The 24,986-nt window shown below is 68.8% G+C and carries 20 protein-coding genes; 3 read left to right on the forward strand and 17 right to left on the reverse strand.

Going from position 1 to position 24,986, the window contains the following annotated elements; all coding sequences use genetic code 11:
* Positions 1–3: 3 nt before the first annotated feature.
* The 10 genes from V4U86_RS14130 to V4U86_RS14175 all read right to left on the reverse strand — a co-directional run bounded on the left by V4U86_RS14130 (position 4) and on the right by V4U86_RS14175 (position 15,755).
* Positions 4–213, reverse strand: coding sequence for a hypothetical protein (locus tag V4U86_RS14130; protein ID WP_395311809.1), 210 nt, complete (start codon positions 211–213; stop codon positions 4–6).
* Between the two features lie 70 nt (positions 214–283).
* A complete protein-coding gene (locus tag V4U86_RS14135) occupies positions 284–2,791 on the reverse strand; it encodes an ABC transporter (RefSeq protein ID WP_395311810.1) in 2,508 nt (835 codons plus the stop codon).
* 34 nt (positions 2,792–2,825) lie between these two features.
* Positions 2,826–6,812 (reverse strand): molybdopterin-dependent oxidoreductase, encoded by a 3,987-nt coding sequence (locus V4U86_RS14140; RefSeq protein WP_395311811.1) that lies wholly within the window; start codon positions 6,810–6,812, stop codon positions 2,826–2,828.
* A 132-nt stretch (positions 6,813–6,944) separates the two neighbouring features.
* Positions 6,945–8,378 carry a nitrate/nitrite transporter gene (locus tag V4U86_RS14145; RefSeq protein WP_395311812.1) on the reverse strand — a complete coding sequence of 478 codons (1,434 nt, stop codon included), beginning with the start codon at positions 8,376–8,378 and terminating at the stop codon, positions 6,945–6,947.
* Positions 8,379–8,591: 213 nt separating this feature from the next.
* Positions 8,592–10,562, reverse strand: coding sequence for a prolipoprotein diacylglyceryl transferase (gene lgt, locus V4U86_RS14150; RefSeq protein WP_395311813.1), 1,971 nt, complete (start codon positions 10,560–10,562; stop codon positions 8,592–8,594).
* Positions 10,559–11,365 carry a tryptophan synthase subunit alpha gene (gene trpA, locus V4U86_RS14155; RefSeq protein WP_395311814.1) on the reverse strand — a complete coding sequence of 269 codons (807 nt, stop codon included), beginning with the start codon at positions 11,363–11,365 and terminating at the stop codon, positions 10,559–10,561. The genes lgt and trpA overlap by 4 nt, the downstream gene beginning before the upstream one ends.
* A complete protein-coding gene (trpB, locus tag V4U86_RS14160) occupies positions 11,362–12,618 on the reverse strand; it encodes a tryptophan synthase subunit beta (protein ID WP_395311815.1) in 1,257 nt (418 codons plus the stop codon). The genes trpA and trpB overlap by 4 nt, the downstream gene beginning before the upstream one ends.
* Before the next feature lie 38 nt (positions 12,619–12,656).
* A complete protein-coding gene (gene trpC / locus V4U86_RS14165; RefSeq protein WP_073854943.1) occupies positions 12,657–13,475 on the reverse strand; it encodes an indole-3-glycerol phosphate synthase TrpC in 819 nt (272 codons plus the stop codon).
* A gap of 97 nt (positions 13,476–13,572) precedes the next feature.
* Positions 13,573–14,208: a TIGR02234 family membrane protein gene (locus tag V4U86_RS14170; RefSeq protein WP_395311816.1), complete on the reverse strand. Its 636-nt coding sequence runs from the start codon at positions 14,206–14,208 to the stop codon at positions 13,573–13,575.
* Entirely contained in the window at positions 14,205–15,755 is a 1,551-nt protein-coding gene (locus tag V4U86_RS14175; RefSeq protein WP_395311817.1) for an anthranilate synthase component I, read from the reverse strand. Before V4U86_RS14175 ends, V4U86_RS14170 begins: the two co-directional genes overlap by 4 nt.
* 60 nt (positions 15,756–15,815) lie before the next feature.
* Between V4U86_RS14175 and V4U86_RS14180 the strand changes: the two genes are divergently transcribed.
* Complete coding sequence (locus V4U86_RS14180) at positions 15,816–16,271, forward strand: peroxiredoxin (RefSeq protein ID WP_395312044.1); 456 nt, start codon at positions 15,816–15,818, stop codon at positions 16,269–16,271.
* On the opposite strand, the gene V4U86_RS14185 is transcribed toward V4U86_RS14180, so the two are convergent.
* Complete coding sequence (locus V4U86_RS14185; protein WP_395312045.1) at positions 16,258–17,895, reverse strand: 2-isopropylmalate synthase; 1,638 nt, start codon at positions 17,893–17,895, stop codon at positions 16,258–16,260. The genes V4U86_RS14180 and V4U86_RS14185 overlap by 14 nt on opposite strands.
* A gap of 199 nt (positions 17,896–18,094) precedes the next feature.
* Between V4U86_RS14185 and V4U86_RS14190 the strand changes: the two genes are divergently transcribed.
* Together V4U86_RS14190 and V4U86_RS14195 are read left to right on the forward strand one after the other, a co-directional pair.
* Positions 18,095–18,766: a FadR/GntR family transcriptional regulator gene (locus tag V4U86_RS14190; RefSeq protein ID WP_395311818.1), complete on the forward strand. Its 672-nt coding sequence runs from the start codon at positions 18,095–18,097 to the stop codon at positions 18,764–18,766.
* The gene (locus V4U86_RS14195; protein ID WP_395311819.1) at positions 18,763–19,560 is read left to right on the forward strand and encodes an ABC transporter ATP-binding protein; all 798 of its coding nucleotides are present in this window, start codon (positions 18,763–18,765) and stop codon (positions 19,558–19,560) included. The genes V4U86_RS14190 and V4U86_RS14195 overlap by 4 nt, the downstream gene beginning before the upstream one ends.
* Here the strand turns inward: V4U86_RS14195 and V4U86_RS14200 are convergent.
* The 6 genes from V4U86_RS14200 to priA form a co-directional block, all read right to left on the reverse strand.
* Positions 19,557–20,552, reverse strand: coding sequence for a hypothetical protein (locus V4U86_RS14200; RefSeq protein WP_395311820.1), 996 nt, complete (start codon positions 20,550–20,552; stop codon positions 19,557–19,559). The genes V4U86_RS14195 and V4U86_RS14200 overlap by 4 nt on opposite strands.
* Positions 20,542–22,191, reverse strand: a complete 1,650-nt coding sequence (locus V4U86_RS14205; protein WP_395311821.1) for an HsdM family class I SAM-dependent methyltransferase — start codon at positions 22,189–22,191, stop codon at positions 20,542–20,544. Before V4U86_RS14205 ends, V4U86_RS14200 begins: the two co-directional genes overlap by 11 nt.
* Positions 22,192–22,240: 49 nt before the next feature.
* Positions 22,241–22,585 carry a phosphoribosyl-AMP cyclohydrolase gene (gene hisI / locus V4U86_RS14210; protein WP_395311822.1) on the reverse strand — a complete coding sequence of 115 codons (345 nt, stop codon included), beginning with the start codon at positions 22,583–22,585 and terminating at the stop codon, positions 22,241–22,243.
* Between the two features lie 75 nt (positions 22,586–22,660).
* Positions 22,661–23,434: an imidazole glycerol phosphate synthase subunit HisF gene (gene hisF, locus V4U86_RS14215; RefSeq protein WP_395311823.1), complete on the reverse strand. Its 774-nt coding sequence runs from the start codon at positions 23,432–23,434 to the stop codon at positions 22,661–22,663.
* 1 nt (position 23,435) lies between these two features.
* Positions 23,436–24,248: an inositol monophosphatase family protein gene (locus V4U86_RS14220; protein WP_395311824.1), complete on the reverse strand. Its 813-nt coding sequence runs from the start codon at positions 24,246–24,248 to the stop codon at positions 23,436–23,438.
* Complete coding sequence (gene priA / locus V4U86_RS14225; RefSeq protein WP_395311825.1) at positions 24,248–24,982, reverse strand: bifunctional 1-(5-phosphoribosyl)-5-((5-phosphoribosylamino)methylideneamino)imidazole-4-carboxamide isomerase/phosphoribosylanthranilate isomerase PriA; 735 nt, start codon at positions 24,980–24,982, stop codon at positions 24,248–24,250. Before priA ends, V4U86_RS14220 begins: the two co-directional genes overlap by 1 nt.
* Positions 24,983–24,986 lie beyond the last annotated feature (4 nt).

Below are 24,986 nucleotides of genomic sequence, written 5' to 3' on the forward strand. Positions count from 1 at the left end.
GACTCAGCCGGCGAGTTCCACATCGCCACGGTGTACGTGCACGCAGGCACGCTTGGGCCCCCACACGGTCGGCACCGTGAAGCAGACCACCTTCGGCCGGCCGAAGATCGAGGTCTCCTCGACCGTACCGAGGGCGCCTTCGGGCACCGTCTGAACATCCATCTCGTCGATCTCGCGGTTGGCGGTCACAGTGTCACCGGTGTGCCAAGTCATCGTGCGCGTCTCTCCTGACCCGAAGTCTCCTCTGATACGCGAGGTATAACGGCGGGCGGGCGATTTTTATTCATGCTGGGCTGATCAGCGCCGCCGCCAGATAGGGTGCGGTCCGACTCCCCTTGTGCGCGGCGACCTGTCGTGGTGTGCCGGCCGCCACCACCGTGCCGCCCGCATCGCCGCCGCCGGGACCGAGGTCGATGACGTGGTCGGCCCCGGCCACGACGGTCATATCGTGTTCGGCCACCACGACGGTGTTCCCGGCGTCGACGAGCCGGTGCAGCTGGGCTTCCAGCAGTTCGACGTCGGCGGGGTGCAGGCCGGTGGTCGGTTCGTCGAGCACGTACACCGTGTGCCCGCGTTTGGCACGCTGCAACTCGGTGGCGAGTTTGATGCGTTGCGCCTCGCCGCCGGACAGTTCGGTGGCCGGCTGCCCGAGCCGCAGGTAGCCCAGCCCGACGTCACGCAGGGTGGTCAGACTCCTTGCCGCGCCGGGGAGATCGGCCAGGAACCCGGCGGCCTCGTCCACGGTCATGCCCAGCACGTCGGCGATGGTGCGGTCCCGGTAGGTGACCTCCAGCGTCTCGTCGGAGTAGCGGGCACCGCCACACGCCGGGCAGGTGGCGTAGGTGCCGGGCAGGAACAGCAGCTCGACCGCCACGAACCCCTCGCCCTGGCAGGTGTCGCATCGGCCGGCCGCGACGTTGAACGAGAACCGGCCGGCGTTCCAGCCGCGCTGACGGGCTTCGTCGGTGTCGGCGAAGGCTTTTCGCACCGCGTCGAACAGCCCGGTGTAGGTCGCCAGGTTGGAGCGCGGCGTCCGCCCGATCGGCTTCTGGTCCACCGTGACCAGCCGGTCGATGACCCCGGCGCCGTCGACGCGCACCCCGACGCTCGCGTCCTGGTCGATGTCGAGCAGTTCGGTGTCGCCGTCTCCGGCATCCTCGACGGGCTCGGACGTGCCGAGCTCGCGGGCGATCACGTCGCCGAGCACCTTGCAGACCAGCGTCGACTTACCGGAGCCCGATACCCCGGTGACCGCGACGAAGGTGCCCAACGGGATGTCGACGTCGACGCCGCGCAGATTGTGGAAGGAGACGTCGCGCAGGCCCAGCGTGCCCGACGCGGTCCGGGGCGTCGAACGCGGCGTCGTCCGGGCATCGAACAGGTAGCGCCGGGTGACCGAACGCCCGACATCGGCGAGCCCGGCCACCGGGCCGCTGTAGAGCACGTCGCCGCCCTGCTCACCGGCGCCGGGTCCGACGTCCACGACCCAGTCGGCGCGGCGCACCACGTCCATGTCGTGCTCGACGACGAACAGCGAGTTCCCGGAGCGCCGCAGCCGGTCCAGCACCTCGAGCAGGGTTTCGGCGTCGGCCGGGTGCAGACCGGCCGACGGCTCGTCGAGCACGTAGAGCACGCCGAACAGACCGGCCCGCAACTGGCTGGCCAGGCGCAGACGCTGCAGTTCGCCGGGCGACACCGAGGGGGTGCGCCGGTTCAGGCTGAGGTAGCCCAGCCCGAGATCGACCAGCACCGCTATCCGGGCCACCAGGTCGGCGGCGATCATGGTGGCCACCTCGGTGTGCTCACCGGACTCGGTGGACTCGTAGGCGGCCTCGAATTCGGTTCTGCTGGCGGCGGGTTCGAGCACTGCGGCGAGCGCCTCCAGTGGCAGTGCCACCAGTTCGGCGATGTTGTGGCCGGCGAAGGTCACCGCAAGGGCTTCGGGCCGCAGCCCGGCACCCCCGCATGCCGGGCAGTCGATGCTGTCCACGTACTGCAGGGCGCGGCGGCGCATCATGGCACTCTGGGAGTTGGCCAGCGTGTGCCGGATGTGCCGTTCGGCGCTGGAGAAGGTGCCGTTGTAGTAGTACTCGGCGATGACCGGATGTTGGCTCGGGTCGATCTCGACGGTGGGCTGCTCGTCGGTGAACAGGATCCAATCCCGTTGCCGCTTGGGCAGTTTGCGCCACGGTTTGTCGATGTCGTAGCCGAGCGTGATGAGGATGTCGCGCAGGTTCTGGCCCTGCCAGGCGCCCGGCCAGGCCGACACCGCGCCTTCCCGGATGGTCAGCGACGGGTCGTGGACCAGCGTCTGTTCGGTGACCCGGTGGATACGGCCGAGGCCGTGGCAGTCCGGGCATGCGCCGGCGACGGTGTTCGAGGAGAACGCATCGGAATCCAGGCGTTCGGTGGCGCCGGGCGGATAAGTGCCGGCCCGGGACATCAGCATCCGTAACAGGTTCGACAAGGTGGTGACGGTGCCGACGGTGGACCGGCTGCTGGTGGCCCCGCGCCGCTGCTGCAGCGCCACCGCGGGCGGTAGACCGGTGATGTCGTCGACCTTCGGCGCGTCGTTGGGCAACAGCAACCGGCGCGCATACGGCGCCACCGACTCGAAGTAGCGGCGCTGCGCCTCGGCGTAGACGGTGCCGAACGCCAGCGAGGACTTCCCGGACCCGGACACGCCGGTGAACACCACGAACGCGTCCCGTGGTGCGGCGACGTCCACCCCACGCAGGTTGTGCACACGGGAGGCGTACACCCGGACGTAGGTGTCTGGTTCGTCGCTCACCGTTCCATTGTGCGTGGCGGAGCGCGGACAGCCTTCAGTACACGTCGCGTACGTACCGTTTGGTCGCGACGAGTTCCTTCTTGTAGTCGTGGGCGGCTTCCCCGGACATCGACCCGTGCTTGCGGATGATCGTCGTCAGCGTGTCGTCGACGTCGCGGGCCATCCGGGTGGCGTCGCCGCAGACATAGAAGTGCGCACCGTCCTCCATCCAGCGCCACAGTTCGGCGCCCGCGTCGAGCATCTTGTGTTGCACATAGATCCGGCTCGCCTGGTCGCGGGAGAAGGCCAGGTCGAGATGGTTGAGCAGCCCGTCGGCGACCCACTGCTCAAGGTCTTCGCGGTAGTAGAAGTTCTCGGCGCGGTGCTGGTCGCCGAAGAACAGCCAGTTCCGGCCGGTGTGTCCGAGCGCGCGCCGTTCCTGCAGGAAGCCGCGGAAAGGCGCGATCCCGGTGCCCGGGCCGACCATGATCATCGGGGTCGACGATTCGGCGGGCGGCCGGAAATTGGGGGAACGCTGCACGAACACCGGCACCGAGGCGGCCCGGTCGGCCAGGTGGGTGGACGCCACCCCGCCCCGGTTGGCGCCCCGGGCGCTGCGGTAGCGCACCACCGACACGGTCAGCTGGATCTCGTTGGGGCTGACCAGCGGGCTGGAACTGATCGAATACTGCCGCGGGGTCAGCCGAACCAACGCGTCCTGCCATTCGACCGGATCGGCGCGCACGGCGAACTCCTCGACGATGTCGAGCCCGTTGCGGCCGTCCAGCCAGCGGTCGAGTTTGTCCCCGCGCTTGCGCAACCGCTTGGCTTCCCGGCAGTGCTCACCGACGAAGCTCAGCAGGTTGGGGGTGATCCGGCAGATGTCGTAGGACGAGGTGAGGGCACTACGCAGATCGGTCTCGACGCCGTCGACCTCGATGATCTCGGTGCCGGCCAGTCCGGTCGCGCCCAGCCAGGCCGTCACCGTTTCCTGCGCGTTGGTGACGAAGACGCCGAGCGAGTCGCCCACCGAATAGCACTCACCGTGCTCGGCCACGTGCTCGGAGACGTCGAAACCGAACTGGCGCACCTCTTTCCGCGCCGACAGCGGAGTGAGCCGGGTGTTGCGGCAGACCGGCGCGAGCACCGGTGCGTTGCGGGTCAGCGGTACCGGGGCGCCGGCCACCGGTGCGCTCGTCGTTGCACCGCTCCTCCCCAAGCCGGCGACCAGCTGGTCGGCCCAGGCGGCCATCGGCGCCTCGTCGTAGATCTCGCAGTCGACGCGATCCAGGGTCCGGCTGGCACCCAGGTCGGTCAACCGGGCATCCAGGGACTTGGCGTGTCCGCAGAAATTGTCGTAGGCCTTGTCGCCGATGCCCAGCACCGCGTACCGCACCCCGTCGAGCGTCGGCGCGTCCGGGGCCGCCAGCCGCTGCCAGAACTCCGCGCCGTTGTCCGGTGGTCCGCCGTCACCGAAGGTGCTGGTGACGAACACCACCTGGTCGGCGGCCGCGACATCCTCGAGGGTGGCCTCGTTCATGGTGACCAACCGGGAACCGGGCAGCCGCCCGGCCAGTCGGGCGGCGAACTCCTCGGCGTTGCCGGTCTGGGAGGCCCACAACACCATCGGACCGGAATCGCCGGCGGTCTCGGCAGAGTCTTCGGAGGTGGCCCGCGAGTAGGTTCCGGCGAGCAGTCCGTCGACCCACAGCCGGACCTGGGCCCGCACCGGCGCCGTGGGCGGCAGCACCGGCACTCCGACCGGGTGGGCGTCCAGGCCGGTGAAGAAGCCGGCGAGATAGAACCGTTCGTCCTCGGTGAATTCCGGTGCGACGCCGGCCAGTCCGAACGGGTCCGGGCGCTCGGACTCGACGGGCCGCAGCCGGACCGCGCAGACCTTCAGCTCGGGCTGCAGCGAGTCGGCGTCCACGGCGTCGTTGGTCAACGCATTGACCGTGAGGTGTTCCCCGTGCTCGTCGTTCCAGTGGAACGGTGCCCACACATTGCCCGGCTGCACCCGGTCGGTGATCACGACCGGCAGCACGGCCGTACCGCGCCGGGAAGTGAGCTCGACGCGGTGCCGTGCGGTGATGCCTTGTGCTGCCGCGTCTTCGGGGTGGATCTCGACGAAGGGGGCGCCATTGAGCCTGTTGAGCTTGTCCACCTGCCCGGTCTTGGTCATGGTGTGCCACTGGTGTTGCAGTCGGCCGGTGTTGAGCACCATGGGGTACTCGTCGTCGGGCAGTTCGCGGGCGTCCATGTGCGGTCGGGCGAAGAACTGGGCGCGCCGCGATCCGGTGGCGAACGCCAGCCGGGGCCGATGCCCGTCCTCGTCGACGTGCAGCGTCTGGGACACCCCGTCGTTCAGGTACCGGATGGGGTGGCGGTCCTGGTCGTCCCCGGGCGGGCAGGGCCACTGCAGTGGTGTCTCACGGAGCCGCTCGTAGCTGGCGCCGCGCAGGTCGTAGCCGGTGCGCGGGTTGGCGAACCGGCGGATCTCGTCGAAGATCTCCGCACTGGACTTGTAGGCGAAATCGTCACCGAAACCCAGGTATTCGGCTACTCCGCAGATCAACTCCCAGTCCGCTCTGGCCTCACCGGCCGGCGTCACCGATTGCGGCAGCAGGGTCAGATTGCGCTCCGAGTTGATCATCACCGCGTCGGTCTCGGCCCACAGCGCGGCGGGCAGCATGACGTCGGCGTAGCGGTTGGTGGCCGTATCCCGGTAGGCGTCCTGGGTGATCACCAGTTCGGCGGCCTCCAGCCCGCGGATCACGGTGTCCCGATTGGGCACGCTGGCAACGGGATTGGTGCAGATGATCCAGCATGCCTTGATCTGGCCGGCGGCGGCCTGCTCGAACATGGCCACAGTGCCTGGCCCGACGTCGGGACGGATGGTGCCCGGCTCCAGTCCCCACTGTTCTTCGCAGAAGGCCCGGTCCTCGGCGGAGACCACGGCCCGCTGTCCGGGCAATCCGGGCCCCATGTAGCCCATCTCGCGCCCGCCCATCGCATTGGGCTGACCGGTGAGCGACATCGGTCCACTGCCGGGACGGCAGATGGCGCCGGTCGCCAGGTGCAGGTTACAGATGGCGTTGGTGTTCCAGGTGCCGTGCGTGCTCTGGTTCAGACCCATGGTCCAGCACGTCATCCACTCCCCCGCCGCGGCGATCATCGCCGCGGCGGTGCGGATGTCGGACTCCGGGATGCCGGTGATCTCCGAGACCCGGGCCGGCGGATAGTCGGCGAGAAACGCAGGCATGGTATCCCAGCCCTCGGTGTGCTCGGCGATGAATTCCTGGTCGATGTCCCCGTTTTCGACCAGCAGGTACAGCAACCCGTTGAGCAGCGCCAGGTCGGTACCGGGCTTGATCGCCAGGTAGAGATCGGCCCGGTCCGCGGTGGCGGTGCGCCGCGGGTCCACCACGATGAGCTTGGCCCCCGCCTTGAGCCGGTCAGCCATCCGCAGGAACAGGATCGGGTGGCAGTCCGCCATGTTAGCGCCGATGACGAAGAACAGGTCGGCGCAGTCGAAGTCGGTGTAGGAACCGGGCGGGCCGTCGGAGCCCAGGGACTGCTTGTAACCGGTGCCGGCGCTGGCCATGCACAGCCGCGAGTTGGACTCGATGTGCACGGTGCGCAGAAAGCCCTTGGACAGCTTGGTGGCCAGGTACTGGGCCTCCAGAGACATCTGACCGGACACGTAGAGCGCGACCGCGTCAGGGCCGTGCGTGTCGACGATGGCTCGCAGCCGTCGGCCTGCCTCGGCGACCGCCTCGTCGACCGGCCTCGGTTCGGGCTGTTCACCGCGGGCTCCGCGGACCAGGGCGGTGGTCAGCCGGTTGTCGGTCGCGGCCATCAGTTCGGCATGGGTGGCGCCCTTGGTGCAGAGCCGGCCGAAGTTGGTGGGGTGCAGCTTGTCCCCGCTGACCTTGGCGATGACGGGCAGTCCGGTTCCCGGATCGGGGGCGGTGGTCACCTCCATGCCGCAACCCACTCCGCAGTAGGAGCACGCGGTGCGGGTGGGGCCGGGTGGCGTCATGCGACCATCGTCAGCGGGCACTGTTCCGGTTCCTTTGAGGCGACGTTAGCGCGAAGAAAACTGCACCTCACAGCGAGCCCGACACCTCGGTGAGCTCGCCGCGAGGGCAGCCTGTTCGAACGAAACTGCAGGTCAGGCGGTGACGGCGGATTCGGGGAGCCGGTCGTCGGTGGCACTGCGGCGGGCGGCGCCCATGCGCAGGAAGACGAACCACGTGACGAACGCGCACACCACGTAGAAGCCGAGGAACACCCAGAACGCGTTGGTGGCCGACTTCGCGTCGCTGACGTAGGACATCCGCAGCACGATGTTGATGAACACCCCACCCAAGGCGCCTACCGCACCGGCGAAGCCGATCAACGCGCCGGACATGCTGCGCGACCAGGCGGCCTTCTCGTCCTTGCTCCATTCGTCGTGGCCCTGCGCCTTGGCCTCGAAGATCGACGGGATCATCTTGTAGGTCGAGCCGTTGCCCAGGCCGGACAGGATGAACAGCAGGATGAAGCCGGCGACGTAGGCGATCATCTGGGCACCGGTGGGTGCGCCGGCCATCGAGTCGTCCAGGACGCCGGCGGCCACCAGGATGCCCGCGGCGAAGATCATCGCGACGAAGACGTACAGGGTGATCTTCCCGCCACCGATGCGGTCGGCCAGCTTGCCGCCGAACGGACGCGAGATCGAACCCAGCAGCGGACCCAGGAAGGCGATCTGTGCGGCGTGCAGCGACGCCTGGGCCGGGGTGTCCCCGCCGGCCAGGAAGTTGATCTGCAGCACCTGACCGAACGCGAACGAGAAGCCGATGAATGAGCCGAAGGTGCCGATGTAGAGGAAGCTCATCACCCAGGAATGCTTGTAGCGCAAGGCTTCTGCCATGGCACTCAGGTTCGAACGCTGGTTGCCGAGGTTGTCCATGAACAGCGCGGCCCCGACCGCGGCCAGACCCACCAGGACCAGGTAGATGGCGCACACGATGTAGGGGGCGGTGTTGCTGACGGTGGCGATCACCAGCAGGCCGATCAACTGGATGAAGGGCACACCGATGTTGCCGCCGCCGGCGTTGAGGCCCAGCGCCCAGCCCTTGAGCCGCTGCGGGTAGAAGGCGTTGATATTGGCCATCGATGAGGCGAAGTTGCCGCCGCCCAGGCCGGCGAACGCCGCCACGACCATGAAGGTGGTGTAGGAGGTGCCGGGCTGACTCATCACCCACAGCGTCAGCGCCAGCGGGATCAGCAGCAGCAGGGCGCTGACGATGGTCCAGTTGCGGCCGCCGAAACGGGCGGGTGCGACGGTGTACGGGATGCGCATGAAGGCGCCGACCAGGGTGGGCATGGCCACCAGGTAGAACTTGCCTGCGGCGTCGATGCCGTACACGTCCTGCGGCATGAACAGCACCATCACCGACCAGATGGACCACACCGAGAAGCCCACGTGCTCGGCGAAGATCGACCAGAGCAGATTGCGCTTCGCGATGACCTTCCCTGGCGTCCGGCCGTCGGTGCCCTCCCAGGCGTCGACATCTTCGGCATCCCAGTGCGCGATGTCTCGGTTGCGGCTTGTCTTGAGCACGAGGTCCTCCCAGCAGCGGAAACGGTTGAGAGGAAAGTTATGTGTCGGCGATGCCGCATCCGTTGCCCCGCGGTGTCGTGTTTGTCAACACCAACTCACGATGTCCGCAGGGGCGGTGGTGCGCAGCGGTACTCACGGTGGACTCACCGCGGAAATATCACCGAAACAAAGCCCCGGCGCGGCCGGGACCCGCTGGCGGAAATGCGGGGCTGGTCAGCCCTTACGCCGGAACCACCGCGGGCGACGAGACGTCTTGCCGGTGGCAGCGGGGGTCGCGGCCGGTGTTTCCGGAGCAACCGGCTGCCCGGACTCTTCGGCGGCAGAGCCGGATTCGGCTTCCACCTCTTCGGCTGCAGGCTCTTCGGTCTCGGTCTCGGTCTCGGACTCGGCGGCAGCCTCTTCGAGTTCCTCGCCGTCGACGTCCTCGGCCTCGGCGGTGGCAGCATCGACCGATTCGAGCACCTCGGCGACGATCTCTTCGGCTTCGGGTTCCTCGGCGGCGGCCAGCGCGTCAGCCGGCTCGGCCTCCGGTTCGGCTTCGGCGGTGTCGTCTGCTTCGGCCTCGAGTTCCTCAGCCTCAGCCTCAGCTTCCGTTTCGGCCGCCGACTCTTCGAGTTCGGCTTCCTCTTCGGCATCCAGCACGTCGGCCGACTCGGGCTCCGGTTCGGCTTCGGCTTCGAGCGCCTCAGCTTCGGCTTCCTCGGCGGCGGCCAGCGCGTCAACCGGCTCGGCCTCCGGTTCGGCTTCGGCGGTGTCGTCTGCTTCGGCCTCGAGTTCCTCGGCCTCAGCCTCAGCTTCCGCCTCGGCCGCCTCTTCGAGTTCGGCTTCCTCGGCCGCTTCCTCTTCGGCGTCCAGCACGTCGGCCAGCTCCGCCTCTGGTTCGGCTTCGTCTTCTGCCGCCGTGGTGTCCTCGTCGGCTCGGGTCTCGGGCTCGTCGGCCTCGGTCACGCGGGCCTCGGACTCGGTCACGCGGGCCTCGGACTCGAGCGCCTCGGCCTCCGCCTCGGCCGCCACCTCTTCGGTCCCGGCCTCTTCGGCGGCTTGCTCTTCGGCGTCGAGCACGTCGGCCAGTTCCGCTTCGGCGGACCCGGCTGCCTCCTGGTTCCCGGTCGTGGCGAGCACCTCGGTCTCAACGGCCTCTTCGACCTCATCGGCTTCCTCGGCCGCGTCCGCGACGGCGATGTCGGGTTCCAGGGAACTCGCGGTGCCTTCGTCCTCGTCTGCACCGGCGACGGTGGCGGCCGCGACGACCCCGGTCACCGCACCCACCGCGATCACCTCGGTGGCCGGCTCCTCGGCTCCAGCAGCCGGCTCGGTCGGGGCGTTGCCCCGCAACGTGGCCGGATCCTCACGCCCCTTGGGCGCCGCCATGATGTAGACGACGGCGGCGATGAACACGAAGGTCGCGGTGAACGAGTTGACCCGGATACCCGCGATCAGCGTCGCAGTATCGCTGCGCATCAACTCGATCCAGAACCGGCCCAGGCAGTACCCGGCCACGTACAGCGCGAACACCCTGCCGTGGCCGAGCTTGAAGCGGCGGTCCGCCCAGATCAGCAGCGCGAAAACCAGGAGATTCCACAGCAGTTCGTAGAGGAAGGTCGGGTGCACGACGGCCACCAGCTTCCCGGTGGACACCCCGTTGAGGGTGTCCCGGAAACCGGCGGCATCGACCCGTTCGTAGATCTCCAGCCCCCACGGCAGATCCGTGGCCCGCCCGAAGAGTTCCTGGTTGAAGTAGTTGCCGAGCCGGCCGACCGCCTGCGCCAAAATGATTCCGGGCGCGATCGCATCGCCGAACGCCGGCAGCGGAATACCGCGTCGCCGGCAGGCGATCCACGCGCCGACGGCGCCGAGCGCCACCGCACCCCAGATTCCGAGACCGCCGTCCCAGATCCGGAATGCCGCACCGAGCCCGGCGCCACCTGCGCCGAAGTAGGTCGGCCAGTCGGTCAGGACGTGATAGAGCCGCCCGCCGACGAGACCGAACGGCACCGCCCACAAAGCGATGTCATAGATGACGCCACGCTCGCCGCCGCGGGCCTCCCAGCGCCGGTCGCCGATCACCAGCGCGGCGACGATGCCGACGATGATGCACAGGGCGTAGGCGCGCAGCGGGACGGGTCCGAGGTACCAGACACCCTGAGCGGGGCTCGGGATGTAGGCCAGGGTCGTCACCGTCATGCGCGCACCGCCTGCCGAACACCTTCGGCCAGTTCGGCGGTCAGGGCCCGCAGGGCGGGTAGCCCATCGTCGAGAGCGGATACCAGCGCCGACCCCACGATCACCCCGTCGGCGTAGGCGCCGATCTCGGCGGCCTGCTCCCGGGAGCGGACGCCCAGACCGACCCCGACCGGGATGTCGGAGACCTGCTTGACCCGGCTCACCAGTTCCGGCGCGGCGTTGGACACCGCGTCGCGGGCACCGGTCACCCCCATCGTCGATGCGGCGTAGACGAACCCGCGGGATGCGCGCACCGTCGCGGCGAGCCGTTCCGGGGTCGAGGACGGCGCCACCAGGAAGATCCGGTCGAGGTCGTGCCGGTCGGACACCTCCAACCACTCCTCGGCCTCATCGGGGATCAGGTCGGGGGTGATGAGACCGAGCCCGCCGGCCGATGCCAGGTCGCGCGCGAAAGTGTCGACACCCCTGCGCAGCACCGGGTTCCAGTAGCTCATCACCACGGCGTTGCCACCGGCGTTGCTGATCGCCTCGACCGCCCGCAGCGCGTCCTGGACCCGCACGCCGCCGGCCAGTGCTGCCTCGGTGGCGCGCGCGATGGTGGGGCCGTCCATGCCGGGGTCGGAGTAGGCGATGCCGACCTCGATGATGTCGGCGCCGGCCTCGACCATCGCCGTCATCGCCGAGATCGAGGTCGCCACATCGGGATAACCGGTCGGCAGGTACCCGATGAGCGCCGAACGGCCCTCGGCCCGGCAGCTGTCGAAGACCGCCGAGAGCCGACTCGTTCCGCTGGCCCCGCTCACGCGTCCTCCATGATTCCGAACCACTTTCCGGCGGTCTCCACGTCCTTGTCGCCGCGGCCGGACAGGTTGACCACGATGATGGCCCCGGCGCCGAGTTCGGCGGCCAGCTGTACGCCGCCGGCCACCGCGTGCGCCGACTCGATGGCCGGGATGATGCCCTCGGTGCGGCACAGCAGCAGGAAGGCGTCCATCGCCTGGGTGTCGGTGATCGGCCGGTACTCGGCTCGGCCGGCGTCCTTGAGCAGCGCGTGCTCGGGACCCACGCCCGGATAGTCCAGACCGGCTGAGATGGAATGGGATTCGAGCGTCTGACCGTCCTCGTCCTGCAGCAGGTAGGAGAACGAACCCTGGAACGCACCCGGTGACCCGCCGGTGAAGGTGGCGGCGTGCCGTCCGGTCTCGACGCCGTCGCCGGCCGCCTCGAACCCGACCAGGCGGACGTCGGGGTCGTCGATGAAGGCGTGGAAGATGCCGATCGCATTGGAACCGCCGCCGACACACGCGACCACGGCGTCCGGCAGTCGGCCGGCCTGCTCACGGATCTGCGCGCGGGTCTCCAGGCCGATGATGCGCTGGAAGTCGCGGACCATCAGCGGGAAGGGATGCGGTCCGGCCGCCGTCCCGAAGCAGTAGAAGGTGTTGTCGGCGTTGGCCACCCAGTCGCGGAACGTCTCGTTGATGGCGTCCTTGAGGGTCTTCGATCCGGATTCCACGGAGACCACGGTGGCGCCGAGCAGCCGCATCCGCGCCACGTTGAGCGCCTGCCGGGCGGTGTCCACCGCACCCATGTAGATGACGCATTCCAGCCCGAGCAACGCGCACGCGGTCGCGGTGGCCACCCCGTGCTGGCCGGCACCGGTCTCGGCGATGACCCGGGTCTTGCCCATCTGCCGGGCCAGCAGCGCCTGCCCCAGCACGTTGTTGATCTTGTGGGACCCGGTGTGGTTGAGGTCTTCTCGCTTCAGAAAGATCCGCGCACCGCCGACGTGGGCGGACAGACGCTCCGCCTCGTACAGCGGCGACGGGCGCCCGCTGTAGTGGCGCTGCAGGCGGTCCAGTTCGTCGAGGAACGTCTGGTCGCTGCGGGCCTTCTCGTAGGCGGCGGTGACCTCCTCGATCACCGCCATCAGCGCCTCGGGGACCAGACGTCCGCCGTAGGGGCCGAAATGCCCCTTGGCGTCCGGATCGTGGCTGGTGGGTTCGGCGAGTGCGGCGCTGGTCTGCGGCAGCTCGGGGCCGGCGATATCGCCCATTTCTACAGGTTCTTTTCGTGCAAGCTCATCGGTGCGGATCAGCGGGCGGGTTTCGGGCACGACGGGTGGGCCCCGGCGGTGACCAGATCGGACACGGCGCTGCGCGGGTCACCGCTGGTGACCAGGCCCTCCCCGACCAGCACCGCATCGGCGCCGGCACCGGCGTAGGCGAGCAGATCGGCGGTGCCCCGCACGCCGGACTCGGCGACCCGGATGACATTGGAGGGCAGCCCCGGCGCGATCCGGGCAAAGCAGTCCCGATCGACCTCGAGGGTCTTGAGGTCCCGGGCATTCACACCGATGACAGTGGCCCCGGCCTGCAACGCCCGGTCGGCCTCCTCCTCGGTGTGCACCTCCACCAGCGCGGTCATGCCGAGCGATTCGGTGCGGTCGAGCATCGACTCCAGGGCCTTCTGCTCCAGCGCCGCCACGATCAGCAGCAGCATGTCCGCACCGTGCGCCCGGGCCTCGTGGATCTGGTACGGCCCGACGATGAAATCCTTGCGCAGCACCGGAATCGACACCGCGGCACGCACATTGTCCAGGTCGTCGAGCGAGCCGTGGAAACGCCGTTCCTCGGTCAGCACGCTGATGACGCGGGCGCCGCCGTCCTCGTAGGCGCGCGCCAGCTCTGCCGGATCTGCAATCGACGCCAGCTCACCGCGCGACGGGCTGGCACGTTTGACTTCGGCGATCACAGCGATGCCGGGCGCGCGGAGTGCGGCCAACACGTCAAGTGGTGGCCGTGCGTCCTTGGCCCGCTGCTTGATATCGGCGAAGCTCACGGCAGCTTCACGGGTGGCAACGTCGGCACGGACTCCCTCGATGATGGAGTCGAGCACGGTCGCCGAACTCATTGGCCATCGTCCTTTACCGTCGGCCGGGATCCCCCCGGAGGGGTCTTCATCGACCCCGCTGATGCCATGAGGTTAGTCGGCTGCGCCACACCAGCCATCACCGACCCTTCCTGTCCGGATCGGTGCCGGTGTCGGGCGAGCCCGGTTCGCGGGTGGGATCGCTGCCCTCGTCCAGCGCATCCCACATCATCCGCTCGGTCATGTCCGCGGTGTTCGCCCCGTCAGCCGTCTCGGAGCGCACCGCGTCACGGCGGGCCGACGGGTTGGCGTAGCGGGCCGCCCCCGACCGCGCCGTCGCCGCCGCGCGCATCAGGAAACCCGCCGCGACCAGCGCGATCACCGCCGCTGCCACCGCGACACCGGCGCCCCAGTAGAACCGCTGGGATCCCACCAGCGCCGAGACCGGCACCTCGGCCAGGTTCGCCCCGCGCACCGCGACGTCGTTGAGCACCCACTGGCTGATGCCCAGGTAGCCGATCCCGGCCGCGGAGACCGCCACCAGGACGGCGACCGCCCGCAACAGCAGGCCGCGCACCGCCAGGGCCGCCACCGCGGCGGCCAACAGCACCAGCGCCAGCGGGACCAGCGCTGTGGACCACTGCGCCCCCGACAGCGTGGTCGTCTTGGGCTGTCCGAGGCCATCGAAGGTGCTCACCTCGACCCACGGCAGGCGCGAGGCCACCCACAGCGCCAGCGCGCCGAGAATCAGGAGTGCCTGCGCGATCCTGATCATGGCGTCGGCGACTGCGGTTGGGTGAGCGTCTCGGCCGCCGCGATAGCGCTCAGCACGGCCTTGGCCTTGTTGGCGGACTCGTTGTACTCGTACGGCCCCTTGGAATCTGCCACGACTCCCCCGCCCGCCTGCACGTAGGCGGTGCCGTCACGCAGCAGCGCGGTCCGGATGGCGATGGCGAAGTCGGCGTTGCCCGCGAAGTCCAGGTAGCCCAGCACCCCGCCGTAGAGGCCGCGCCGGGTCAGTTCGACCTCTTCGATGAGTTCCATGGCGCGGACCTTCGGCGCCCCGGACAGCGTGCCGGCCGGGAAGCAGGCGGTCACGGCGTCCAGCGCGGTCTTGTCATCGGCGAGGTGTCCGGTCACCGTGGACACCAGGTGCATGACGTGGCTGTAGCGCTCGATGTGGCTGTAGTCCTCCACCCGGACGGTGCCCGGCTCACATACCCGGCCCAGATCGTTGCGGCCGAGATCGACCAGCATCAGATGTTCGGCGCGTTCCTTCTCATCGGCCAGCAACTCCTTCTCCAGGAGCAGGTCCTCCTCCTCGGTGTCCCCGCGCCAGCGGGTCCCCGCGATCGGATGGGTGGTGGCCTTGCCGTCCTTGACCGTGACCAGTGCCTCGGGGCTGGAACCGACCACCGAGAAGTCGAGTCCGCCGTTGCCGTCCGGCACGTTGAGCAGATACATGTACGGGCTCGGGTTGGTGGCCCGCAGCATCCGGTAGACGTCCAGCGGGTCCGCCGATGTACTGACCTCGAAGCGCTGCGAGGGCACCACCTGGAACGCCTCGCCGGCTTCGATGTCGCCGACCAGCTTGTCCACGATCGCGCTGTACTCCTCGACGGTGCGCTGCGCCCGGAACTGCGGCTGCGGACGGCTGAAGGTGGCCACCGCCGACGGCAAGGCCTCGCTCAGCGCGGCGGTCATGACGTCGAGCCGGGCCACCGCGTCGTCGTAGGCCTGGTCGACCCGCTCGTCGGTGCCGTTCCAGTTCACCGCGTTCGCGATCAGCGTGATGGTGCCCTCGTGATGGTCCACGGCGGCGATATCGGTGGCGAGCAGCAACAGCATGTCCGGCAGGCCCAGGTCGTCGACGGCGAGTTCGGGAAGGCGTTCCAGCCGACGCACCATGTCGTAGGCGAAGAACCCGACCAGCCCCGAGGACAGCGGCGGCAGCCCGGGCAGCGCGGCGGTGGCCAACAGGTCCAGGGTGCTGCGCAGCGCGTCGAGCGGGTCACCGCCGGACGGGGCGTCCTGCGGGGTGCTGCCCAGCCACACCGCCTGCCCGTCGCGGACGGTCAGCGCCGAGGGCGCACCCGCCCCGATGAACGACCACCGCGACCAGGACCGACCGTTCTCCGCGGATTCCAGCAGAAAGGTGCCGGGACGGTTGGCGGCGAGCTTGCGGTACGCCGACAGCGGTGTCTCGCTGTCGGCGAGCACCTTGCGGGTCACCGGAACCACCCGATGCCCGGCGGCAAGCTCCCGGAAGACCTCACGAGTCGTGGTGACGGCCAGCGTGGCGGCCGGCGAAGGTTGTTGCACGGGTCAATCTTCCCAGACGGCCGTCGGCCCTTCGGCGTAGCGTGTGCAGCCGTGACGCTTATGAAGACCGGTGACCGCGTGGCCGAGTTCGAACTGCCCGATCAGACCGGCACCCCGCGCAGTTTGACGGCGTTGCTCGCCGACGGCCCGGTGGTGCTTTTCTTCTACCCCGCGGCGATGACGCCCGGCTGCACCAAGGAGGCCTGCCACTTCCGCGATCTGGCCGGGGAGTTCGCCGCCGTGGGCGCGTCCCGGGTGGGGATCAGCACCGATGCGGTCGACAAGCAGGCCAAGTTCGCCGATCAGCAGGGCTTCGACTACCCGCTGCTCTCGGATGCCGACGGTGCGGTCGCCGAGCAGTTCGGCGTGAAGCGCGGACTGCTCGGGAAGTTCATGCCGGTGAAGCGGACCACGTTCGTCATCGACACCGACCGCACCGTGCTGGAGGTGATCTCCAGTGAGATCAGCATGGACACCCACGCCGACAAGGCGCTCGAGGCACTCAGGCGGCGTTGACCGCCTGCAGCACTGCCGCGATCGAAGCGGCCGGCACCGAATCGGCTCGTCCGCACGCCCACCCGCCGCGGTACTCCAGGTAGGTCACCGTGGTCGCGCCGACCGACTGCTGGGTCAGACTCAGGATTTCGACGTCATACCCGGCCGTGGCCAGCGCCTCGGTCAACGCGTCGATGGGGCCGACGCCCTGGTGACTGCTGGTGCGGGGCTGCCCGTCGACCATGAGAGTGATCCCGGTGTTGCCCTCACTGTCGGTGTGCCAGTCCTTCACGTCCACGGCCCCGGTCGCGCCGAAATATGTCGCCTCGAACAGTTCATACAGCTCGGCGCCGCTCACCTCGGTACCGGTTTCGTCGGTGTGCGTCTGGACGTGGCGGGCGAAGTCGATCTGCAACCGGCGCGGCAGATCCAGCCCGTACCCGCTGCTCAGCAGGTAGGCGATCCCACCCTTGCCGGACTGTGAGTTCACTCGGATCACTGCGTCGTAGGTGCGGCCGATATCTGCCGGGTCGATGGGCAGATACGGTACCCGCCAATCGATTTCCCGCTCGGTCAGTCCTGCGGCCACCGCCCTGTCACGGTGCTCGGCCAGTCCCTTCTTGATCGCGTCCTGATGGGTGCCGGAGAACGCGGTGTGTACCAGATCGCCCACATACGGGTGCCGTTCGTGGATCGGCATCCGGGTGCAGTGCGCGACGGTCCGGGCGATGGCATCGATGTCGGAGAAGTCGATCTTGGGATCCACGCCCTGGGCGTACAGGTTGAGCGCCAACGTCGCGATGTCGACGTTGCCGGTGCGTTCACCGTTGCCGAACACGCAACCCTCCACCCGCTGCGCCCCTGCCAGTACCGCCAATTCCGCGCACGCGACACCGGTCCCGCGGTCGTTGTGCGGATGCACCGACAGGATGACACTGTCGCGGCGGGCAATGTTGCGATGCATGTACTCGATCTGGTCGGCGTACACGTTCGGGGTGGAGACCTCGACGGTAGCCGGCAGGTTCAGGATCACCGGCCGGTCCGGAGTCGCCTGCCACAGGTCGGTCATGGCGTCGCAGATTTCCAGCGCGTAATCGGGTTCGGTGAGGTTGAAGACCTCCGGGGAGAACTCGAACCGCACGTTCGGCAGGCGTCCCGCCAGCTCGAGTACGTCACGCCCGCCGGCCAGGATCAACTCCCGCAAGTCGTCGCGATCCTTGCCCAGCACGGTGTCCCGCCACACCGGTGCGGTCGCGGTGTACAGGTGGATCACCACGTCGTTGTCGATGCCCCGCACCGAGTCCACGGTGCGTTCGATCAGGTCACGCCGTGCAGGGGTGAACACCACGATGGTGACATCCGGCGGTGCGATGTCCGACCCGGCGATCAGGCGGACGAAGTCGTAATCGGTCTGGGAGGCAGACGGATAGCCGACCTCTATCTCCTTGTAGCCGATGGAGACCAGAAGATCGAAGAAACGGCGTTTGCGGTCCGGGTCCATCGGTTCGGCCAGCGCCTGGTTGCCGTCACGCAGGTCGACCGGTACCCACAGCGGCGCCTCGGTCAGCCTCGCCTCGGGCCAGTTGCGCTGCCGCAGTGGCACTTCCACGCGGTCGAAGATGTTCGAGTAACGCTGCCACGGCATGGGTGCGGGCAGTTGGCGGTTCCAGTTCTTGTTCGAGTTCATGAGGTGTCCCTGTCCGGTCAATGGGGATCCGACCGGCGCGACGCAGCCCCACGGCAGGGGGCCGGTCGGTTCAGGCCCTGCCGAGGCGGCGAAGGAGGAGGACGCGCGTCATGATGGCTACACTGTACACAACTCCTCAGACAAGTAGAGAGGTTTGATGGTCGCTCAGGTTCAGCGTCACCCATTGGCCGCGCAGACCGCCGAACTGCTGCTGGCCCGCATCCGCGACGGCGAGTGGGCCCTGGGCCACCGGTTGCCGGGCGAGACGACCCTGGCTGCGCAGCTCGGGGTGGGGCGCTCTACCCTGCGGGAGGCGATCCGCGAGCTGGCGGGACGAGGAGTACTGGACAGCCGGCAGGGTGCCGGCGTGTTCGTGACCGCAGTCGATGTCACCGAGGACTGGGACAGCGTGCTACGCCGGGCCAATATCGCCTCGGTCATCGAGGCGCGGATCGCCATCGAGGCCGAAGCCGCAGCCTTGGCGGCGGCCCGCCGCACCGTGGCCGATCTGCGGGCACTGCGGCGCAGCCTGGCCGGGCGCAGCGCAGCGGGTCAGACGGTGGCCGACCATGTGGACGCCGATATGGCGTTCCATCGGGCGGTGATCGTCGCCGCCCACAATGACGTGCTGACCCAACTGTTCGATGCGTTTCTCCCCCGGCTGCGGTCGGCGATGATCGACATGCTCAAAATCCGCCCGGTGCCATCCGAATCGGCCGATCACGATGCGCACCGTGACCTCGTCGACGCGATCGCGGCCCGCGACCCGGACGCCGCGTCGAGCTCCAGCCGCACGCATCTGAGCACTCTGAAGGAAGCCTTTACATGACCCCCGTACTGGAAATCTCCGACGTCACGTTCCGTCGCGACGGTAAGCAGATCATCGACGGCATCTCGATGGCCGTGCACGCGGGTGAGCACTGGGCGCTGCTGGGCCCCAACGGGGCCGGAAAGAGCACGCTGCTGGGCTTCTGTGCGGCCCAGATATTTCCGACCACCGGGGCGGTGCGGATCCTCGGCGATCAGATGGGGCGAACCGACCTGACGGTGCTGCGCCGCTCGATCGGGCACGTCAATCCGCGGCACCGGCTGCAGTACCCGTTGACGGTTCGGCAGGTGGTGCTCACCGGAATCACGGCCACCATCGATACGGCAGCCCGTTGGCAGGCCACCGCTGACGAGATCCGCCGCGCCGATGCCCTGATCGACACGGTGGGCCTGTCCGCTCGTGCCGACGCGGTCTGGCCGACATTGTCCCAGGGCGAACGCGGCCGGACGCTGATAGCCAGGGCACTGATCGCCGAGCCCCGGCTGCTGCTGCTCGACGAACCGACCACGGGCCTGGACGTCGCGGCTCGCGAGCAACTGCTGGAAACCCTGGACACGCTGGACGATACGCATCCGGATATGGCCTCGATCCTGGTGACCCACCACCTCGAGGAGCTGCCCACCAGTACCACACACGCGCTGCTGATCGGTGAGGGCCGCACGGTCGCAAGCGGAGATGCCCGCTCGACGGTGACCACCGAGCACGTGTCCGAAGCATTCCGGCACCCGGTCACGGTGGGATTCTCCGACGGCCGGTGGAGCGCCCGGGCCAAGGCCGGTGCGCGGGCGATCTAATCCTCGGGTGCGACCTGGCGCCGGCGGCGCGCCTCGCGGTGCCGGGTGACCGGCGTGGTCTCGATCACCCGGTTCACCATGATCTCCAGGAATCGGGCGGGCTGCAGCTGCGGAGGCACCACGTCATGGCGGATGACGACGTTGGGTAACGCGGCCAACGCCTCGTCGACCGCGGCGGTGGCGACGTCGACGATCTCGAAAAGCGTGTCAGGTTCCGCCTTCTCGATGCTGTCGACGGCTTCCTCGGGCGTCTCGGCAACGTCGGCGTCATAGTCGATCATCACCAACGCGACGGCGTGATACGCGTCGTCCTCGGTGCCGAGCTTGCCGAGCAGGTCGATCAGCCATTCGGCCTTGTCGGGTTCGGTGGAAAGGATGGTCGAGCGTAGCCCGTAGACGAAACCCAGCGCGGCCAGTGGATGGCGCAGCCGCAGATTCTTGGCGTCGCCGTAACTCTCCTCGACGCGGTTGGCGGCGTTCTTGCCGAAGCTGGAATCCATCCGCTTGGTGCTGATCAACAATTCGGGCCCGGTGTCCCAGTCCGACATGACCACGTCGACCTGCTTCATGTAGTGCTTGCCGAGCACGCTGGCGCTCGACCCGGCGACACCCTTCATGGACCGGCGCAGCCGCTGCTCGATGAGCAGTCGCTCCTTCTGCGGTAACGCCTCGAGCAGCGCGGCGATGGCGCTGGGCATGATCCGCGGGTCGGTGGGACGCGGCCATACCGCATCGACGTCGAAGCCGGCCCGGCGCAGCTCGTAGGACATCCAGACGTCCAGGGCGAGCGCGGGCACCCCGGTGGTCGAGGGTGCGTCCAGGTACAGCGGCACGCCGAGCAGCTTGCGCAGCACCCGGAAGTCGGGCTGGAAGGTCGGTTTCCCGCCGATACTCGCCCAGGGGTTGGTGTGGACTCCGCCGGGCGCGGCATCGGCGACGATCCGGTCGAAGATGGCCCACGCGGTGGCTTTTGTCGAGGGCTCAGCGGGCACGCCGAGACCTTACCGCCCTTCTGGAGGCCAGTGAATGACGCGCGGCCTGAACCGATTCCAGATCGGTGTTGAGGGCCAGTGCGCCGTCGACCACGTCCACGGCGTCCAGCAGCCTGCCCTTGCCCAGTAGCCCGGCCACCGTACGCCGGACGGCCCGCAGGGCGGCGGCCCGCTCCGTGATCAGCTCGGGGCTCGGCACCAGCCACCGATCCGCTTCGCGCGGTTCGATTTTCAGCACCCCGCCACCGTACGCGCGCCCGACCATCTCGGCGTGCAGCAGCGTCACCGAGTTCAGCGCGGCCAACGGCAACAGGTCCCGGCCCAGCGCAGTGAATTCGGCGCGAAGGTACACACCGTGCACCGAGTTCAGGTGATGCGCCCCGGCCCGGTTGGTGACCAGCCGGGGGGTGTCGGCGTTCATGCAGGTGAGCAGCAGGTCGGCCGGTGTGACCAACGGCACCAGGTACCACGGGTTGCGGACCCGGCACTTGTAGGCCAGATGCACCCCGGCGGCATGGCCCGCGTCGATGTAGCGCTGCGCGGCCGCCGACAGCCGCCCGGCGGGCCGGAACAGGTGTACCGATTTCCCGTCGGCGCCGAGGTTGGCCAGCTGCCCCGGAGACAACGTCAGCCCGCGCAGGTGTCCGCTGCCGGGCGGGGACAGCGTCAGTAGATCCGAGGGGCGCAACCCCAGTTCGGCCACCCGGGCCGGGGACAACGCGAAGAAACCGTTGTTGCCGGTGACCATGCCCAAGGTGGTGTCACCCCAGTGCTCCAGGGTGGCGAACCGACCGCCGTCGTGCAGGATCTGAAGATCTTCGACGGCGCGGGTGCCGATCAGCCCGCTGATCCATTTGTCGGCCGGATCCACCGGGGACCAATGGCGTTGGACCAGTTCGGAAGTCAGCGACTCGGCGTTGCGGGCGCGATGGATGACGGCGTGCCCGGACGGCCCGCCGCCGAATCCGTCGGCCAGCAGCAGCACCACGTCGGCCTCGGCGCCGGGGAACACCTGCTCGTCGAACATCACCAACTCGACACTGGCGAACCGGTCGAAGAGGAACTTCCGCACCGCCGCCGCGTAGTTGACGCTGAGCAGCTCGGCGGGCAGCACCAGCGCCATCCGGCCGCCGGGGCGCAGGAACAGCGCGGCATGCACGGTGAAGGCCGCCCAGCTCGACGCCAGCGCGGACAGCGTCACCCCGGCCTGCAGGGCCGCGCGCCGGGACTGGGCCCGCTGCTGACCGCGGAATTCCTGGTACCGGATGTAGGGCGGGTTGCCCAGGACCGCGGTGTAGGTGGGTTCGGGGGTGATGTCGAAGAAGTCCGCAGTGCGGATCCGTGCCCTGCCGCCGGCCTGGGTGACCCGGCGCCGCGCGGTGGCGGCACTGGCCGGGTGAATCTCCACGCCGTCCAGGGCCGGCACCCCGGCACCGAGTCTGCGCAGCCGTTCGGTGGCAGCGAGCAGGAAGGCAGCGTCACCCGCAGCCGGCTCGAAGACCGCGTCCTCGCTGCTGCGGATCGCCCAGTCGGCCAGATACCGGGTGATCTGCGGTGGGGTGAAGAACGCGCCGCGCGCCTTGCGGGCAGCCGCGGTGTCGATCGCCGGGTCGTGGCTCGCCCGGCCGTTGTTCTTCACCCGGTCATTGTGGCCGACGGCACCGACAAGTCCCGGCAGCGCGACACGGTCAGTCCTCGCCGAGCAGCAGATCGGCGTCGAAGCAGGTGTGATCGCCGGTGTGGCAGGCACCACCGACCTGGTCGACCACCAGCAGAACAGAGTCGCCGTCGCAGTCCAGCCGCACCGAATGCACATGCTGGGTGTGCCCGGAGGTGGCGCCCTTGATCCACTGTTCGCCGCGGGACCGCGAGAAGTAGGTGGCTTCACGGGTTTCCAGGGTGCGGGCCAGGGCGTCGTCATCCATCCAGGCGACCATCAGCACGTCACCGGTGCCGTGCTCCTGCACCACCGCGGTGAAAAGACCGGCTTCATTGCGCTTGAGGCGCGAAGCGATGGCGGGATCGAGTGGCACTACCGCACCTCTCGTCGATTTGTCCTCTTCGCTGCGCTCATCGGACTTCACCCCGATCTGTCCTCTTCGCTGCGCTCATCGGACGGTGATCCCCTCGGCAGCCATGGCCGCCTTGACCTCACCGATGGTCAGCTCACCGAAGTGGAACACGCTGGCGGCCAACACCGCATCGGCCCCGGCCTGCACGGCTGGGGCGAAGTCGCCGACCGCGCCCGCGCCGCCGCTCGCGATCACCGGCACCGTCACCGCCTCGCGCACCGCGTGCAGCATCGGCAGGTCGAAACCGGCCTTGGTGCCGTCGGCGTCCATCGAGTTCAGCAGGATCTCCCCCACGCCGAGTTCGGCCCCGCGGCGCGCCCATTCGACCGCGTCGATGCCGGTGCCCCGGCGCCCGCCGTGGGTGGTGACCTCCCAGCCCGACGGGGTCGGACCGGATCCCTCGGGCACTGTACGGGCATCCACGCTCAGCACGATGCACTGCGACCCGAACTGCCGCGACAGCTCGGCGAGCAGTTCCGGACGGGCGATCGCCGCGGTGTTGACCGAGACCTTGTCGGCCCCGGCCCGCAGCAGCACGTCCACGTCGGCGACCGAACGCACCCCGCCGCCGACCGTGAGCGGGATGAACACCTGCTCGGCGGTGCGGCGTACCACGTCGAGCATGGTGGAGCGGCCCGACGATGACGCGGTGACGTCGAGGAAGGTCAGCTCGTCGGCGCCGGCGGCGTCATAGGCGGCCGCCAGTTCGACGGGGTCCCCGGCGTCGCGCAGGTTCTCGAAGTTGACGCCCTTGACCACCCGGCCGTCGTCGACGTCCAGGCACGGGATGACCCGAACCGCTACAGCCATGTCAGTAATCCTCCGGGGAACCCGCGGCGGCCACCAATTCGAGTATCTGTCCATGGATACCGGGGGCGGCGGCCAGTGCCGACTTGGAATCCGCGGTCCACTCGTCACCGGCCAGGTCGGTGACGATGCCGCCGGCGGCGCGTACCAGTGCCACACCCGCGGCGTGATCCCAGATGTGGTGGCCGAAACTGATGGCGCCGCCGAGGATCCCGGCCGCGACATAGGCCAGGTCGACACCGGTGGCGCCGTGCATGCGCACCCGTGAGGACACCCGGCTCAGGTTGGCCATCACCTCGGCGCGGTAGCGGCCCGGGAACCGCCCACGCGAATCGATGTTGTACGTCTGGATTCCGACGATCGAATCGACGAGCGTGGTGTGCTCAAGCTTGGGCAACTCGGTTCCGTTGTCCCGCACCGGCCCGTCGATGGCCGCGATGTAGCGATTACCGGTGAACGGTAGCCAGGTCAACCCGCCGACCGGCTTACCGTCGGCCAGCAGTCCGAGCAGGATCGCCGCCATCGGCGAGCCGGCCGCATAGTTGAAGGTGCCGTCGATCGGGTCTAGCACCCACACCAGTTCGGAATCGATTGGGGCGCCCCCGAATTCCTCGCCGTGCACACCGATACCGGTCTGCTCGGTGAGCGCGGCCACCACCTGGCGTTCGATGGCCAGATCCACTTCGGTGGCGAAGTCGTTGCCCTGCTTGCGGACTGCGGATTCTGCCCGGTGACCGGCGACGAAGGCACCCGACGCATCGTCGAGGACATCTGCGGCGGTCGCCAGCAGCGCCGCGAGTTTCCCGGGCTCGATCATCAGCCGGCGACCGCGCTGAGCGCCTCGGGCAGCGTGAAACGCCCGGCGTAGAGCGCCTTACCGACGATCGCACCCTCGACACCGCGATCGGTCAAGGTGGCGATGGCGCGCAGATCGTCCAGGCTGGACACTCCGCCGGAGGCGATCACCGGGGCGTCGGTGCGATCGGTGACCGCGCCGAGGAGCTCCAGGTTGGGTCCGTTGAGCGTGCCGTCCTTGCTGACATCGGTGACGACGAATCGTGAACAGCCTTCACCGACAAGCCGATCCAGCACGGGCCACAGGTCGCCGCCGTCGGTCTCCCAGCCGCGGCCACGCAGGCGGTAGTCCCCGTTCTCCAGCTTGACGTCGAGGCCTACGGCCACCTTGTCACCGTGCTCGGCGATCGCGGCGGCACACCACTGCGGGTTCTCCAGTGCCGCGGTCCCCAGGTTCACCCGCCGGCAGCCGGTGGCCAGCGCGGCACGCAGTGACTCGTCGTCACGGATACCACCGGACAGTTCCACCGCCACATCGAGTTGCCCGACGACCTCGGCGAGCAGTTCGCGGTTGGAGCCCCGGCCGAACGCCGCATCCAGGTCGACCAGGTGGATCCATTCGGCACCATCGCGTTGCCAGCCCAGGGCCGCATCCAGTGCCGAGCCGTACTCGGTTTCACTGCCTGCCACACCCTGGACCAGGCGCACGGCGCGGCCCTCGACGACATCGACTGCGGGAAGAAGAATCAGAGACACGTGC

Origin of the sequence: Mycobacterium sp. AMU20-3851, assembly GCF_043974665.1 — a bacterium.
GTDB lineage: Bacteria > Actinomycetota > Actinomycetes > Mycobacteriales > Mycobacteriaceae > Mycobacterium.

Bases quoted from the DNA above. Each gene is read 5' to 3' on its own strand.
- V4U86_RS14130 (WP_395311809.1), bottom strand. From the start codon at position 213: ATGACTTGGCACACCGGTGACACTGTGACCGCCAACCGCGAGATCGAC.
- V4U86_RS14140 (WP_395311811.1), bottom strand. From the start codon at position 6,812: ATGACGCCACCCGGCCCCACCCGCACCGCGTGCTCCTACTGCGGAGTG.
- lgt (WP_395311813.1), bottom strand. From the start codon at position 10,562: ATGACGGTGACGACCCTGGCCTACATCCCGAGCCCCGCTCAGGGTGTC.
- trpB (WP_395311815.1), bottom strand. From the start codon at position 12,618: ATGGGCGATATCGCCGGCCCCGAGCTGCCGCAGACCAGCGCCGCACTC.
- trpC (WP_073854943.1), bottom strand. From the start codon at position 13,475: ATGAGTTCGGCGACCGTGCTCGACTCCATCATCGAGGGAGTCCGTGCC.
- V4U86_RS14170 (WP_395311816.1), bottom strand. From the start codon at position 14,208: ATGATCAGGATCGCGCAGGCACTCCTGATTCTCGGCGCGCTGGCGCTG.
- V4U86_RS14180 (WP_395312044.1), top strand. From the start codon at position 15,816: ATGAAGACCGGTGACCGCGTGGCCGAGTTCGAACTGCCCGATCAGACC.
- V4U86_RS14185 (WP_395312045.1), bottom strand. From the start codon at position 17,895: ATGCCGTGGCAGCGTTACTCGAACATCTTCGACCGCGTGGAAGTGCCA.
- V4U86_RS14190 (WP_395311818.1), top strand. From the start codon at position 18,095: ATGGTCGCTCAGGTTCAGCGTCACCCATTGGCCGCGCAGACCGCCGAA.
- V4U86_RS14195 (WP_395311819.1), top strand. From the start codon at position 18,763: ATGACCCCCGTACTGGAAATCTCCGACGTCACGTTCCGTCGCGACGGT.
- hisF (WP_395311823.1), bottom strand. From the start codon at position 23,434: ATGGCTGTAGCGGTTCGGGTCATCCCGTGCCTGGACGTCGACGACGGC.
- V4U86_RS14220 (WP_395311824.1), bottom strand. From the start codon at position 24,248: ATGATCGAGCCCGGGAAACTCGCGGCGCTGCTGGCGACCGCCGCAGAT.